The 13,838-nt window shown below is 69.3% G+C and carries 14 protein-coding genes; all 14 read left to right on the top strand.

Going from position 1 to position 13,838, the window contains the following annotated elements; translation table 11 throughout:
• The first annotated feature begins 23 nt into the window (after nt 1-23).
• The 14 genes from J8I33_RS12855 (at nt 24) to J8I33_RS12790 (ending at nt 13,774) form a co-directional block, all read left to right on the top strand.
• Complete coding sequence (locus tag J8I33_RS12855) at nt 24-1,655, top strand: GspE/PulE family protein (protein ID WP_209936254.1); 1,632 nt, start codon at nt 24-26, stop codon at nt 1,653-1,655.
• Nucleotides 1,636-2,403, top strand: coding sequence for a hypothetical protein (locus J8I33_RS12850; RefSeq protein WP_235356171.1), 768 nt, complete (start codon nt 1,636-1,638; stop codon nt 2,401-2,403). Before J8I33_RS12855 ends, J8I33_RS12850 begins: the two co-directional genes overlap by 20 nt.
• Nucleotides 2,400-2,930, top strand: a complete 531-nt coding sequence (locus tag J8I33_RS12845) for a hypothetical protein (protein ID WP_209925534.1) — start codon at nt 2,400-2,402, stop codon at nt 2,928-2,930. Before J8I33_RS12850 ends, J8I33_RS12845 begins: the two co-directional genes overlap by 4 nt.
• The gene (locus J8I33_RS12840) at nt 2,927-3,481 is read left to right on the top strand and encodes a hypothetical protein (RefSeq protein WP_209936252.1); all 555 of its coding nucleotides are present in this window, start codon (nt 2,927-2,929) and stop codon (nt 3,479-3,481) included. Before J8I33_RS12845 ends, J8I33_RS12840 begins: the two co-directional genes overlap by 4 nt.
• Nucleotides 3,478-3,960 (top strand): hypothetical protein, encoded by a 483-nt coding sequence (locus J8I33_RS12835; RefSeq protein ID WP_209936249.1) that lies wholly within the window; start codon nt 3,478-3,480, stop codon nt 3,958-3,960. Before J8I33_RS12840 ends, J8I33_RS12835 begins: the two co-directional genes overlap by 4 nt.
• Before the next feature lie 31 nt (nt 3,961-3,991).
• Nucleotides 3,992-6,406, top strand: coding sequence for a secretin N-terminal domain-containing protein (locus tag J8I33_RS12830; protein WP_209925538.1), 2,415 nt, complete (start codon nt 3,992-3,994; stop codon nt 6,404-6,406).
• On the top strand, nt 6,403-6,891 hold the full coding sequence (locus J8I33_RS12825; protein ID WP_209936246.1) for a type II secretion system protein: 489 nt from the start codon (nt 6,403-6,405) through the stop codon (nt 6,889-6,891). The genes J8I33_RS12830 and J8I33_RS12825 overlap by 4 nt, the downstream gene beginning before the upstream one ends.
• On the top strand, nt 6,866-7,261 hold the full coding sequence (locus tag J8I33_RS12820) for a prepilin-type N-terminal cleavage/methylation domain-containing protein (protein WP_209936232.1): 396 nt from the start codon (nt 6,866-6,868) through the stop codon (nt 7,259-7,261). Before J8I33_RS12825 ends, J8I33_RS12820 begins: the two co-directional genes overlap by 26 nt.
• A 13-nt stretch (nt 7,262-7,274) precedes the next feature.
• A complete protein-coding gene (locus J8I33_RS12815) occupies nt 7,275-7,772 on the top strand; it encodes a type II secretion system protein (RefSeq protein WP_235356172.1) in 498 nt (165 codons plus the stop codon).
• A gap of 13 nt (nt 7,773-7,785) precedes the next feature.
• Complete coding sequence (locus J8I33_RS12810) at nt 7,786-8,469, top strand: response regulator transcription factor (RefSeq protein ID WP_050012537.1); 684 nt, start codon at nt 7,786-7,788, stop codon at nt 8,467-8,469.
• A 395-nt stretch (nt 8,470-8,864) separates the two neighbouring features.
• Nucleotides 8,865-9,386: a fimbrial protein gene (locus J8I33_RS12805; RefSeq protein ID WP_209925540.1), complete on the top strand. Its 522-nt coding sequence runs from the start codon at nt 8,865-8,867 to the stop codon at nt 9,384-9,386.
• Nucleotides 9,387-9,403: 17 nt separating this feature from the next.
• On the top strand, nt 9,404-10,132 hold the full coding sequence (locus J8I33_RS12800; protein WP_124637893.1) for a molecular chaperone: 729 nt from the start codon (nt 9,404-9,406) through the stop codon (nt 10,130-10,132).
• 118 nt (nt 10,133-10,250) lie between these two features.
• Entirely contained in the window at nt 10,251-12,809 is a 2,559-nt protein-coding gene (locus tag J8I33_RS12795) for a fimbria/pilus outer membrane usher protein (RefSeq protein WP_209925542.1), read from the top strand.
• Nucleotides 12,806-13,774 carry a fimbrial protein gene (locus J8I33_RS12790; protein ID WP_209936230.1) on the top strand — a complete coding sequence of 323 codons (969 nt, stop codon included), beginning with the start codon at nt 12,806-12,808 and terminating at the stop codon, nt 13,772-13,774. The genes J8I33_RS12795 and J8I33_RS12790 overlap by 4 nt, the downstream gene beginning before the upstream one ends.
• Nucleotides 13,775-13,838: the final 64 nt, after the last annotated feature.

Here is a 13,838-nt window from a genome sequence, read left to right as displayed (position 1 = left end):
ACTGTCCAACTGGAGAAAATTCAATGAAAACGGAACACATCGTTCAACGCTGGCAGTCGGAATCCGACGCATCGGGCGTCGATTTCGCGCAGTACGTCGGCGGGTTGCTGGCCGCCGATGCGGCGCTGCTCGCACAGGCGGCCGCCTGCCTCGGCATCGGCGCAGTCGACGCGGATGCGCTGCGCGCGGCGCGCACGCGCTTCGACCTGCTGCCGCTGCACGACGCGCTGACCTGGCGCGTGCTGCCGGTCGAACTCGACGGCGCGCCGTGCGTGGTCGTCGCCGATCCGTTCGCCCGCCACGTGCGCGACGAACTGCTTGCGCGCTTCGGCACGCGGCCGATCGAACTGGCGATGAGCGCGCCGGGCGAGGTCGAGCGGCTGCTCGGCGACATCGAGTCGAGCGAGCGGCTGATGGATGACGTGACGATCGATACGCAGGGCGATTCGCTCGCGCAGGCGATCGAGTCGATCTCGCTCGCGAGCATCGCGAAGGACGAAAGCCCGATCATCCGGCTCGTCAACACGACGCTCTACGACGCGCTGCAGAGCCGCGCCAGCGACATTCATCTCGAAGCGGTGCCGGACGGCCTGTCGATCCGCTACCGGATCGACGGCGTGCTGCAGTCGATCCGCCATATTCCGGGGCTCGAGGCGGCCGCGCAGACGCTGTCGCGTCTCAAGGTGCTCGCCGCGCTCGACATCGCGGAGAAGCGCGTGCCGCAGGACGGCCGCTTCAAGGTCGTGATGCAGGGCCGCGAAATCGATTTCCGCGTGTCGATCATTCCCGGCACCCATGGCGAAAACGCGGTGATGCGCGTGCTCGACAAGTCGCAGCGCGGCGACAGCGTGAGCCTCGACGTGCTTGGCTTCGATGCGCCGACGGCGCGGCGCGTGCGCGCGCTCGCGCATCGTCCGTACGGGCTGATGCTCGTGACGGGGCCGACCGGCAGCGGCAAGTCGACGACGCTGTACGCGGTGCTGTCGGAGGTCAACACCGGCGACGACAAGATCATCACGATCGAGGACCCGGTCGAATACGAACTGCAGGGCGTGCTGCAGATTCCGGTCAACGAGCGCAAGGGGCTCACGTTCGCGCGCGGCCTGCGCTCGATCCTGCGTCACGATCCGGACACGGTCATGGTCGGCGAGATCCGCGACGAGGAGACCGCGTCGATCGCCGTGCAATCCGCGCTGACCGGCCACCGCGTGCTGTCGACCGTGCATGCGAACGACGGGTTCAGCGTGATCGACCGGTTCATCTACATGGGCGTGGAGCCGTCGACGTTTCTCGAGGCGCTGAACGGCGTCGTGTCGCAGCGCCTCGTGCGCCGGATCTGCGCGAGCTGCGGCGACGCGGCGCACGGCGCCGACCTGCGCGACGCGCCGCTCGACGAGCTGAAGCGCGCGGTCGTGCCCGGCGCGGGTTGCGACACGTGCCGCGGCACCGGCTATCACGGCCGGATCGGGCTCGCGGAAGTGCTGACGCTCGACGCCGCGATGAAGGTCGCGTTGCTCGAACGCTCGATCGAGAAGCGGACGCGCGCGCTTGCGGACAACGCCGACTACCAGTCGATGCGCGACGCGGGGCTGGCGGCGATTCGCGCGAGGCTCACGACGTTCCAGGAGGTGCAGCGTGCGATCGCCGTGGAATAACGCCGTCGCGGTGCTCGACGCCGACACGCTGCGCGTGTGGACGAGCGACGGCTGGCGCGTGCGTCGCGCCGGCCCGCCGCAGATCGTCGTCGCGCACGACGGACTGCCGGCCGACGCGCTGGCGCGGGTGCTGGGCGACCTGCCGAAGCAGCGCCTGCCGATGTGCAACCGCCTGCGGATCGTCGTCGGCCATCCGTGGACGCATGGCGTCGTGCTGCCGTGGCAGGACGGGCTGGTGTCGGACGCCGCCTGGGACGGCTATGCGCGCGCGCTGTTCGCCGCCCGCGCGCAGCGCGGTGCGCTGCGCATCCGTATCGAAGCCGCGCGGCACGGCCGCGCACGTCTGGCGGTGGCGGCCTGCGACACGTTGCTCGCGTCGCTCGCGACCGTGAGCCGCGCCACCGGCTGGCGGCTCGTCAGCGTGCGCGATGCGCTGTCGGCGTCGCTCACGCTGCATGCGGGCCGCCTGAGCGCGGAAGACTGCCGCTACGCACTATTGCAGCCGCGCGTCGTCACCTGCGTGTTTCGTCGCGCGGGCGAGTGGGCCGACGTGGTCACGCTGCCGCGTGCGGGCGGCCGGCGGCTCGACGACTGGTTCGCCGCCGCCGCGCTGATGGCCGGGCAACCGCTGGCCGGCGCGGCGTTCGCGAGTGCGCTCGACGGCGCGCCGCCGGCCGCGGACGACGTCACGCTGCTTGACGACGGGTGGGGCGACGTACCCGTGTGCGCATCCGGAGAACCGGCATGACGCGCGTCGACGAACTGGATTTCGCGGCGCCTCGCACGCGCGTCACGCCGTGGGCGGCCGTCGCGCTGTGCTGCGCGTTGCTCACCGGTGCATTCGCCGCGAGCGAGTGGTCGCGCGTCGACCAGTTGCGCGACGACGTCGACCGCCTCGAAAGCCGTATCGACCAGCGCAAGCGCGCGATCGAGCGCGAGCAGCGCCGGCAGAAGAGCATGACGCCGGAGCAGCGCCGCATCGAGCGCGTGCTCGCCGAGCAGAAGACGAGCGCCGCGGGCTCCGGGCTGTCGGTGGTCGACTGGATCGAGCACGCATGGACGCCGCAAATCGCGCTGAAGTCGCTGACGGTCGACAAGGCCGGCCGCGAGGCGCGCATCGAAGGCGGCGCGGCGGAGTTGTCGCACATCTACATCTTCGTCGATCGTCTGAACGACCGTCACCCGGACCGCAAGATCGGCCTGCTGCAGCACCGCACGAAAGCGGAGGACGGCAAGGACATCTTTCATTTCAGCCTGAGTATCGAACACCCATGACGAACCTGAAAGCAATCGACACGACGGCGCTCGCCGCGCGGCTGCGCTGGGGCGCCTATGCGGCGACCGCCAAGCTCGGCGTGCCGGGGCTGCTGGCGGGCGGACTCGTCGTCGCGCTGATCGGCGCTCACGCGTTCCACCTGCAGCCGGACGGCGATCGGCTCGAGACCGAGCGTTCGGCGCGCGCGGCGGAACTGGCCGCGCTGCCGAAGCCGGGCAAGCAGGCCGGCGCCGGCGGCATGACGCTGCAGCAGGTACAGCAACTGCGCAGCAGCGAGCAGGCGTATTCGATTTTCCAGATCCTGTCGCAGCGCGGCATGGATCGCAAGCACGCGACTTATCGCCGCGAAGTCGAGATGAAGGGCAAGCTGCGCCGGCTCACGATCAGCATCGCGCTGAGCGGCAGCTATGTCGGGCTGCGCGAAGCGATGCGCGAGATCGCGGACCAGCCGATGGTGCGCATCGAGGGCGTGTCGATCGAGCGCGACCGGATCGACAGCGCCACCGTCACCGCCGACCTGCGGGTCAGCCTGCTGGGGCCCGATACATGATGCGCACCGTCCTGATCCCGCTGGCGCTCGCAGTCGCCACCGCTTGCCTCTCCGGCGGCAGCGCCGCGCACGAGAGCGGCAGCCCGGCGCCGATCGTCGACGTCTTCCCGGCGCAGAGCTGGGCGTCGCTCGGCGCGGAGCCGGCGCGCGACGACGCGCCGCCGGTCGCGGCGCCCGAACCCGCACCCGAACCGGAACCGCCGTCGCTCGACACGCCGATCGACGCGCCGCCGGCCGCCGCCGTCCCGTTCGAGATCGCCGGGGAGTGGCGCGAGAGCGGCCAGCGCATCGTCGTGCTGGAAGGCATCGGCAAGACGTTCCTGCTGTGCGGATCGCGCTGCGACGTGCGCGACGCGGTACGGCCGGGCGACGAGATCGCCGAAGGCTACCGGCTGAAGAAACTGGGCGAACAGGGCACGGTGATCGTGACCCGCGGCAGTGCCGATGTCGAGCTGTCGCTGCCCGTCCCGATCCAATGAACCCCGAATCCAACCTCTGCCGAACACCATCATGAAACGTAAAGTCAGTCTGTTGCTCCTGATTTCGGCGCTTGCGCTGACAGGATGCGCAAGTACCCCGTTCAATGCCGCGCCCGATGCCGCCGCGACGCCCGCCGAACGACTCGGCACGCTGCAGCAACAGCAGGCCGCCGCGCCCGACGACATCGCCGTCACGACCGCCGTCGAATTCAGCCGGCAAGCGTATGTGCGCGCGGAACTGAAGGAAGCCGACCGCCAAGTCGCGCAGGGCAACCATGCGGCCGCGATCGATCACCTGGAGAACGTGCTGGGCGAAGATCCGGGCAACCTGAAAGCCGCCCAGACGCTCGAGCAGGTCAAGCGCCGCCAGCAGATGGCGGTCGACCTCGCGCGCGCGCAGCGCATCGGCGGCGAGAAACCGCAGGAGGCGCTCGAGATCGCGCGGCGCATCCTCGCCGAGCAACCGAACCACGCGGGCGCCAAACGCCTGCGCGACACGATGCTGCGCCAGTCGCAGGCCAGCCGCGCGGTGCGCCCGCAACTGTCCGACGCGCTGCGCAAGCCGGTGTCGCTCAATTTCAAGCAGCAGCCGCTGGCCAACATCTTCGACGTGATTTCGCGCGTGTCCGGCGTGAATTTCGTGTTCGACCGCGACGTGGACACCAGTCAGGCCGCGACGCTGCTCGCGGAGCGCACGACCGCCGAAGACGCGATCAACCTGCTGCTGCGTACCAACCAGCTCGAGAAGAAGGTGCTCGACAAGCACACGCTGCTCGTCTACCCGTCGCAGCCTGAGAAGGCCCGCAATTACACGGAGTTCGCGATTCGCACGTTCTTCCTGTCGCATGCGGACGCCAAATCGGTGATGGCCGCGCTGCGCCAGATGGTCAAGCCGAAGGACGTGTACGTGGACGAGCGGGTGAACGCGGTCGTCATGCGCGACACGCCGGAGACGATCCAGGTCGCGGAGCGCGTGGTGATGGGGCTCGACATCCCGCAATCGGAAGTGACGCTCGACGTGCAGGTGCTCGAGGTGAACATGAACGACAGCCTCGATCTCGGCGTCCAGTATCCGGGCAAGATCCAGTTCAACGCGCTCGGCGGCGTGGAAGGCGGTGCGCTGACGCTCGGCGACCTGCTGCGGCTGAATCGCGACCGCGTCGGCGTGTCGAGCGAATCGGGCGGCCTCGCGCTCGCGATCGATCTGCTGCAGAAGCAGGGCAAGACGAAGACGCTCGCCAATCCGAAGATCCGCGTGCGCAACATGGAGAAGGCGAACATCAAGATCGGCGAACGCGTGCCGATCGTCACGACCACCAACGCGAACGGCGTCGTGACCGAATCGGTCAGCTACCAGGACGTGGGCCTGATGCTCAAGGTCGAACCGCGCATCAGCCTGAACGAGGAGGTGAGCGTCAAGGTGAACATGGAGGTCAGCAGCATCCTGTCGAAGGAAACCACGAAGACCGGCCTGGTCGCGTATTCGCTCGGCACGCGCAACGCCGAGACGCTGATGACCGCGAAGAACGGCGAAACGCAGATCCTCGCGGGCCTCGTCAAGCGCAACGAAAGCGACAGCATCGCCGGGCTGCCGGGCGTATCGGGCCTGCCCGTGCTCGGCCGGCTGTTCGGCTCGAACGGTCGCAGCAACGAGCGCTCGGAGATCGTGCTGCTGATCACGCCGCATATCGAGCGCAATCTCGACCTGCCGATGTCGGCGGTGACGACCTTCCTGTCGGGCACCGAGTCGCGCGTGACCACCGAAGCGCTGACGCTCGAGTCCGCGCAGGCCGTGCCGGCGCGCCTGCCGTCGCCGAACGGCCCGGATCTGGACGCGCCGATCGAGCCGTCGCCGCCCGCGGGCAACCGTGCAGCCGCGGAGCGCGACACCGCCGACTCGGCAGAGTCGGCCGACGCGCAACCGCAGGCGCCCGCGGAGGCCCGGCAGGACGACGCGACGAGCCCTGCAGTCGAGCCCGGCGTGCGCGGCGCGGGAATGATGCGTACGCGTGCCGCGGCCGGGCAGCAGCCGGTTGCCGCCGTCAAGGTGGCCGCGCTCGCCCCGGCCGGCACGGCGGCGCACCGCCGGACGGTAGCGCCGCGAGAGGATGCGCCGCACGCGGCCGCCACGCCGGCGAAGCCTGCCGACCTGCGCGCGGAAGTCGCGATGGCGCGAATCGAGCTGGATCGCGCGAGCGAGGTCGGCGGCGCGTCGCGGCGCGCGCGACCGGCCGCGCTCGAGCATGCCGGCGCAGCGGTGCCGGACGCGCAGGCGAGCGCCGCCGCTGCGCCTGCGCGCGGCGAGCACCGGGTCGCTACCGCGGTGCGCTCGCTGATCGCCACGCTGCAGGCGTTCGTCGATCGCTTCGTGGGCGGGCCCGAACCGGCCGCGCCGCTGTACGCCGACGCGCCGATGCTGCTGTCCCGCACGCGGGGCTTCGCATGAGCGTCCGTCGACGTGCCCGTGCGCGCGGCTTTACGCTGATCGAGCTGATGGTGGCGATGTCGCTGCTGGCGTTGCTCGCGACCGTCGCGCTGCCGTTGACGGATCTCGTCAAGCGGCGCGCGGACGAGGCCGAGCTGCGCCGTACGCTGGTCGTGATCCGCTCGGCACTCGATGCATACAAGGAGGCGGCGAGCGACGGGCGGATCGAGCGCAGCGTCGACGCGAGCGGCTACCCGGCCGACCTGCGCGCGCTCGTCGACGGCGTCGTCGACAAGAAGTCGCCGGACGGTGCGCGACTGTATTTCCTGCGCAAGATTCCCGCCGATCCGATGTGCGAATGCGACGGCAAGGCGCCCGAAGACACGTGGGAAACGCGCAGCTACGCGAGCGATCCCGATTCGTTTTCTTCCGGTGAGGACGTGTTCGACATCCGCTCGACCAACCGCAAGGAGGGCCTCAATGGTGTCCCGTACAACCAGTGGTAGTCGTGTGCGCCGCGCCGCCGGCTTTACGCTGATCGAGTTGCTCGTCGTGATGGCGATCATCGCGGCGCTCACCGCGTTCGTCGCGCCCGGCTACCTGAAGCAGAGCGAGCGCGCGAAGGAAACGGTGCTGCGTCACAACCTGAACACGCTGCGCCAGTCGATCGACGACTATCGGGCGGATCACGGCCGCGATCCCGCCACGCTCGATGCGCTGGTCGAGCAGCGCTACCTGCGCGAGCTGCCGCTCGATCCGGTCACCGGCAAGCGCGGCTCGTGGCGGCCGCAGGCCGGCGAGACGGGTGGCATCGCGGACGTGAAGAGCGGGGCGAAAGGGCGCGCGCTCGACGGGAGCGACTATGCGACGTGGTGATCGGCGGTGCGGCTTGCGCAGACAGCGCGGCATCGCGTATCTCGGCGTGCTGATGCTGGTCGCGGCGCTCGGGCTCGGCATGACGCAGGCGGCGCGGATCTGGACGACGGTGCAGCAGCGCGACCGCGAGGCGCAGCTCCTGTTCGTCGGCGACCAGTTTCGCGCGGCGATCGCAAGCTACTACAATGCGGCGGGAGGCGGCCGCTATCCGGCGTCGCTCGACGCGCTGCTCGAGGATCGTCGCGGGCTGCCGACGGTGCGTCACCTGCGGCGCCTGTACGCCGATCCGCTGACCGGGTCGACGCAGTGGGGGCTCGTGAAGGCGCCGGACGGCGGCATCATGGGCGTGTTCAGCGAGGCGCCCGGGCAACCGCTGAAGCGCCAGGGTTTCCCGGCGCGATACGACGCGTTCGGCGACAGCGGCGCGTACAGCGAATGGACTTTTGTTTATCTGCCGCCCGCTCCGGTCGACGCTGCGGCGAACGGGCCGGGAGACGGGGCGGCATACTGAGATCAGGACGAACATGATTGTCGCAATACTTGAAGACATCGTGACCCAGGCAGGCGTCGTGGCCGGCTGGCTCAACAAGGCCGGCTACGACACGGAGGTGCGGCACGACGGCGACGGCTTCATCGAACTGGTGCGCACCCAGCGCGTCGACGTGCTGCTGCTCGACTGGGACGTGCCGGGCAAGTCGGGGATCGAGGTGATGCGCTGGGCGCGCGAATCGTTCGCCGACGCGCTGCCGATCATCATGATGACGCAGCACGACGGCGAGAACGACATCGTGTTCGGTCTGAACAGCGGCGCCGACGATTACCTGATCAAGCCGCTGCGCGAGCGCGAGCTGGTTGCACGCGTGAACGCGCAGGCGCGCAAGTACTATCCCGAGACGCAGCGGGCGAAGGTCGTCGAGGTCGGCAAGTTCGCGCTCGACGTGAGCGCGCACGCCGCGACCGTGGACGGTGCGCCGGTCGAACTGTCTCTGCGCGAGTTCGAGGTCGCGCTGATGCTGTTCGAGAGCGTCGGGCGGATCGTGTCGAAGGACATGATGATCAAGCGCATCTGGGGCGTGGTCGACCGGAAGTACGACGCGACGCTTGCCACCTACGTGAGCAAGCTGCGCTCGAGTCTCGGGCTGCGCGCGAAAAATGGCCTCGTGATCACGACGGTCTACAACTACGGATACCGGCTCGAGCGGGCCTGAGCACCCGGCCGGATAGCGGCCGCTTCGTCTCCCGATCCGGCGACGCGGGGTGGCGCACCGCCTCGGCTCGCTGGCCTTCCGTCGCCGTTCGGCATGGCAACGATGCACGTCGCGACGCTGTCGTGATGCGCGGCGGCGCGCGTCGCGATCCATTCATCCACCTGTTCTTTCTCTGTCATTTTCCACCGGTTCGAACGGCACGTTCGGTCACGCCGGTGCGAGATCGCGCTCGCGCTCGGCGCGCGTGCGGCGCCTGTCGGGCAATCGTTGAGGATCTCTTCACATTTGTTGGGTGGCGGCGACCGGGCCGGAATAATGCCTGTGAACTCGACGGGTTCACGGTTCCGCTGTCCGGGACCGGCAGTGAAGCTCCTTACTTTTCCCCAAGACATTCGATGAAACAGTTCCAGAAACCTTTCGTGCTGCTCGCCCTGATGGCGGCATTCGGTTCGACGTCCGCGTTCGCGGCCGACGGCACGGTGAACTTCCACGGCAAGATCGTCGCGACGACCTGCAAGATCGACAACAGCAATATTCAGGTGCCGCTCGGCGCAATCGGTATCGACCAGCTCGCCGAAGCGGGTCGGGAAAGCCGTCGCGTGCCGTTCCAGATCGCGCTGAGCGAGTGCAATGAGCAGTTGAGCGGCGTGCGTGCGCAGTTCGAAGGGCTGTCGCACGGCGAAGATGCGACGCTGCTCGCGGTCGGCACCGGCGGCAAGGACGACGCGAAAGGCGTCGGTATCCAGTTGATGCACGAAGACGGCAAGCAGATCGGCATCAATACGGAGTCCGACACACTCCAGTTGACGCCGGGCAGCAACGTGCTGAACTTCGCCGCGAACTACGTTTCGACGTCGGACCAGACCGAGGCGGGCGAGGCGAACGGTACGGCGTCGTTCACGCTGAACTACCGTTGAGCCGAGGGGGCCAGCCGATGACGCATCGCTTCGTACCCCGCGTGCTTGCCTGCATGCTCGGGCTGTGCATGACTCACGGCGCGCTCGCGGGCATCGTGGTGGGCGCGACCCGCGTGATCCTGCAGGAAGACCGGCGCGAGGCCGTCGTGCCCGTGAAGAACACGGACGGCCAGCCGTATGTCGTGCAGGCGTGGATCGACGGCGGGCCCGCGCAGGCCGGCGCGAAAGCGCCGTTCTTCGTTACGCCGCCGCTGTCGCGGCTCGATCCCGGCAAGGAAAACCTGCTGCGCGTGATGCGCGTCAAGCACGCACTGCCGGCCGATCGCGAGTCGATGCTGTGGCTGAACGTGAAGGAAATACCGGTCGCGGCGAAGCAGGAGAACGTGTTGCAGATCGCGATCCAGACGCGGCTCAAGGCGTTCTACCGCCCGCAGGGCCTGACCGGCTCGGCGGCCGATGCACCGGCGGCGCTGACCTGGCGCATCGTGCCGTCGCGCGCCGGCGCGATGCTGGCGGTATTCAATCCGACGCCTTATCACGTCACGTTCGCGAAGATCGACGTCGATGCGGGGGCGACCGAGGATGTCGATCTCGAGACAGCGCCGCCGTTGCAGGCGACGACCTACCCGCTGCGCAACCTCCGTGCGCTGCCGGCGCAGCCGGTCGCGCTGCGGTTCAGCACGATCAACGACTACGGCGCCGTGACGCCGACCGTCACGGTGACGGTGCCGGCCGACGCCACCTGATGCGACGCGGTCGCGCAGCCGCGGCCGACGGGCGCTTCACGATCCGCTTTTACGACCTTTTCATCCTTCAGACCTCACGCGGCGCGCGTTCATCCGGCGCGCGCCGCGCCTTTCGTTCATGACACGACGCCTTCACCTGCTGCGCCGATGCGTGCTCGCGCTCGCCTCGACCCTCGCGATCGGATTGCCGATCGCGGGCGGCGGGTCCGCGCACGCACAGACGGCATTCAATCCCGCGTTCCTCGCGTTCGGCAACACGCAGGCGGACGTGGACCTCGACGCGTTCGCCGAGGCGAACGTGCTGCTGCCCGGCATCCATCCGGTCGAGGTGGCGGTGAATGGCGAATCGTACGGCCTGAACGACATCCGCTTCGAGCGCGGCGCCCCCGACGAATCGGTACGGCCGTGCCTGAGCGCCGCGCAACTCGATGCGTTCGGCGTGAATCTCGCGGCGTTTCCGCGACTCGCGGATGCACAGGACAATGCGTCCGCTTGCATGAACCTGCGCGACGCGATGCCGGACGCGACCGTCACGGTAGACCCGGATCGCCAGGCGCTGTCGCTGACGGTGCCGCAGGCGAAGATGAAGCGGGTCCCGCGCGGCTCGGTCGATCCGTCGCGCTGGGACAACGGCATCGATGCGATGCGCATCGACTACCGTGTCAACGCCGCGCAGCGGCGCTACGGCGACCTGCCGTCGGGCCACACGACGGAAGCCTACGGCAGCGTGCGCGCGGGCCTGAACCTCGGCGCGTGGCGCCTGCGCGGCAGCGCGATGGCGAACCGCAACGCGTCCGGTTTGCAGACGCAGTTCTCGAACGCCTATCTCGAACGCGACATCCCCGCGTGGCGCAGCCGCGTGACGCTCGGCGACAGCTTCACGTCCGGCAGCGTGTTCGACAGCGTGGCCTTCCAGGGCGTGCAGCTCGCGTCCGACGACACCATGCAGCCGGACAGCCAGCGCGGCTACGCGCCCGTCGTGCGCGGCATCGCGCAAAGCCACGCGAAGGTCGAGATCCGTCAGAACGGCTATCTGATCTACAACAGCTACGTACCGCCCGGCCCGTTCGAGATCGACGATCTGTATGCGGTCGCGTCGAACGCGGATCTCGAGGTGACGATCATCGAGGCCGACGGGCAGGCGCGCAGCTTCATTCAGTCGTCGGCGAGTATTCCGACCCTGCTGCGCCAGAACGCGTGGTCGTATCGCGCGGCCGCGGGCCGCCTGCGCGCCGATTCCGGCCGGCCGCAGTGGTTCGCGTCGGCGAGCGCCGCCTATGGCTTGCCGGGCGAGACGACGATCTACGGCGGCGCGACCTTCGCGAGCGGCTATGCGGCGCTGGCGGCCGGGGTCGCGCGCAACATGGCGCGCCTGGGCGCGGTGTCGGTCGACGTCACGCATGCGCGCCACCGGAACCACGCGGGGCAGGCGGGGGCCGGCAGCGCCGCGCGCCTGATGTTCGCGAAGGCGTTCGCGGCCACCGGCACCGAGCTGCGCGCCGCGCACCATCATTATTCAGACGGCTATCGCAGCCTGTCCGACGTCGCGGTGCGCTATGCGGCGTCGGTCGACCGGTGGGCGTATCGCGCCGGCAAGCGCAGCCGCAGCGAGCTGAGCGTGTCGCAGAACCTCGGACGCGCGGGCTCGCTGTACGTCAACGCGAGCCGGCGCACGTACCGCGACGGCGCGGGGGAAGACCGGCTGGTGCAGCTCGGCTATTCGGGTAGCGTATCGCGCGTGTCGTACAACGTGAGCGTCAGCCACGAGTCGCGCGCCCGCGGCGCGAGCAGCCGGCAGGTGTCGCTGAACCTGTCGCTTCCGATCGGCGGCGGGCGCACGGCGGCGCCTCGCGCGTACGGCAGCGCGACGCTGATCGCCGGCACTGCCGGCACGGAGCAGCGCGCGGGCGTGTTCGGCACGCTGCTCGCCGACGATAGCCTCAGCTATGGCGTCGACGCCGATCGATCGGCGAACGGCCTCGGCGGCGCCCTGAACCTGAACTATCGGGCGACGGCCGGCCAGTTCTCGGCCACCCACAACCAGGCGCGCGGCGGTTCGCAGACTTCGGTCAGCGCCGCGGGCGGCGTGCTCGTGCACGGCGGCGGCGTGACATTGTCGCAGCCGCTCGGCGAAACCGTCGCGCTCGTGCGCAGCGAGCGCGCGGCCGGCGTCGGCGTGGTGGCGCATGCCGGCGTGCGTACCGACCGCGCGGGTTATGCGGTCGTGCCGCATGTCACGCCGTACCGGCAGAACCGCATCGCATTGCGGACCGCGGAGCTCGATCGCCGGCTCGAGATCCGCAACGCGATCGTGCACGTCGTGCCGACGCGCGGGGCGGTCGTGCTGGCGCCGTTCGAGGTCGAGGCCGGGCGCCTGATGCTCGATCTGGTCGACGACGCGGGCAAGCCGGTGCCGTTCGGCGCGGCCGTGCTGACGGCGAACGGCAAGGCGGTCGGCATGGTCGGCCCGAACGGTCAGGGCTTCGTCACGGGGATCGACCGCGCCGGCGACCTGCTCGTGCGCTGGGGCATGCGTGCGGACGAACGCTGCGCGCTGTCGTACGACATCGGCGAATCGACCGCGCATCGCAATTTTCCCGAACTCGCGGCCGTCTGCTCGCGCGCGCATCCGGCGCTGCGGGCCGACGCCGCGTCAACCTCGTCATCCCGATCATGAAACCCTCGACTTTCCGATTTGCCGCGCGTCTGCGCCGCTGGGCGGCACTCGTCGCGCTGACGCTCGGTACGGCGCCCGCGTTCGCCACGTGCCTGAGCGCGCCCGAAGACTTCAATCCGCTCGAGTTCGGCCCGATCGCGGCCGACAGTGTCGACGCCGGCGGCATCGTCGCGTCGGCGCGTTTCACGCTGACCGTCACCTGCTCGCGCAACGGCGAGAACGTGCCCGAGCCACGCACGTTGCGGTATGCGAGCGAGTTCGGTCCGCTGCCGGGCATGAACCTCTGGGCGAGCAACCTGCCCGGGCTCGCGCTTCGCGTGGCGCGCGATGGCGAGGATCTCGGCGGCCAGACCGACGGGTTGCTCGGCGTGCATCCGGGCGATGGCACGGCGCGCGAGTACGTGATCGACGTGGAACTCGTCAAGACCGGGCCGGTGACGCCCGGCTTCCTGCAGGGGCAGGTGCTGAGCGTCGATGCATCGGCCGCGATTGGCGACCCCGACCACAACGTGGTGCACAAGCACATCACGAGCAGCTATGTGCGCGGTGTCGCCTGCACGGTCAATACCGATTCCAAGCATCTTGTCGTGCCGCTCGGCGCGGTGCCCGCGAACGCTTTCGATGGTCCGGGCTCGACCCGTGCGTCGCGGGAATTCGCGATCAACCTGACCTGCAGCCCGTATGGAGAAGCGCGGCCGACGCCGCTGTCGATCCAGTTGCTCGGCGAGACGGTGCCGGGCACGGCGGACGTGCTGAAGCTGCATGGCGACGCTGCCGCGCAAGGGGTGGGGATCCGCGTGCTGAAGGACGAAGCGCCGGTGACGTTGAATGCGTGGCACAGCCTCGGCGATGCGACCGTCGGCGCGACCACGTTGCCGTTCACCGCGCAGTACTACCAGTACGGCGAGCGCGTGACGGCGGGTTCGGGCGACGGCGTGATGACATTCCTGATCGAGATGCGTTGACGCTGGCCGGCCACGCGGCGCTCGTCCGCGCGCCGGCCAGCGCCGGACCGGGCGTTTTGAAATC

The organism is Burkholderia sp. AcTa6-5 (assembly GCF_017815075.1).
Lineage (GTDB): Bacteria > Pseudomonadota > Gammaproteobacteria > Burkholderiales > Burkholderiaceae > Burkholderia > Burkholderia sola.
This window is presented reverse-complemented; position numbering and strand designations above follow the sequence as displayed.

Excerpts from the sequence above, each read along its gene's own strand:
- J8I33_RS12855 (WP_209936254.1), top strand. The coding sequence starts at position 24 with ATGAAAACGGAACACATCGTTCAACGCTGGCAGTCGGAATCCGACGCA.
- J8I33_RS12845 (WP_209925534.1), top strand. The coding sequence starts at position 2,400 with ATGACGCGCGTCGACGAACTGGATTTCGCGGCGCCTCGCACGCGCGTC.
- J8I33_RS12840 (WP_209936252.1), top strand. The coding sequence starts at position 2,927 with ATGACGAACCTGAAAGCAATCGACACGACGGCGCTCGCCGCGCGGCTG.
- J8I33_RS12835 (WP_209936249.1), top strand. The coding sequence starts at position 3,478 with ATGATGCGCACCGTCCTGATCCCGCTGGCGCTCGCAGTCGCCACCGCT.
- J8I33_RS12830 (WP_209925538.1), top strand. The coding sequence starts at position 3,992 with ATGAAACGTAAAGTCAGTCTGTTGCTCCTGATTTCGGCGCTTGCGCTG.
- J8I33_RS12825 (WP_209936246.1), top strand. The coding sequence starts at position 6,403 with ATGAGCGTCCGTCGACGTGCCCGTGCGCGCGGCTTTACGCTGATCGAG.
- J8I33_RS12820 (WP_209936232.1), top strand. The coding sequence starts at position 6,866 with ATGGTGTCCCGTACAACCAGTGGTAGTCGTGTGCGCCGCGCCGCCGGC.
- J8I33_RS12810 (WP_050012537.1), top strand. The coding sequence starts at position 7,786 with ATGATTGTCGCAATACTTGAAGACATCGTGACCCAGGCAGGCGTCGTG.
- J8I33_RS12805 (WP_209925540.1), top strand. The coding sequence starts at position 8,865 with ATGAAACAGTTCCAGAAACCTTTCGTGCTGCTCGCCCTGATGGCGGCA.
- J8I33_RS12800 (WP_124637893.1), top strand. The coding sequence starts at position 9,404 with ATGACGCATCGCTTCGTACCCCGCGTGCTTGCCTGCATGCTCGGGCTG.
- J8I33_RS12795 (WP_209925542.1), top strand. The coding sequence starts at position 10,251 with ATGACACGACGCCTTCACCTGCTGCGCCGATGCGTGCTCGCGCTCGCC.
- J8I33_RS12790 (WP_209936230.1), top strand. The coding sequence starts at position 12,806 with ATGAAACCCTCGACTTTCCGATTTGCCGCGCGTCTGCGCCGCTGGGCG.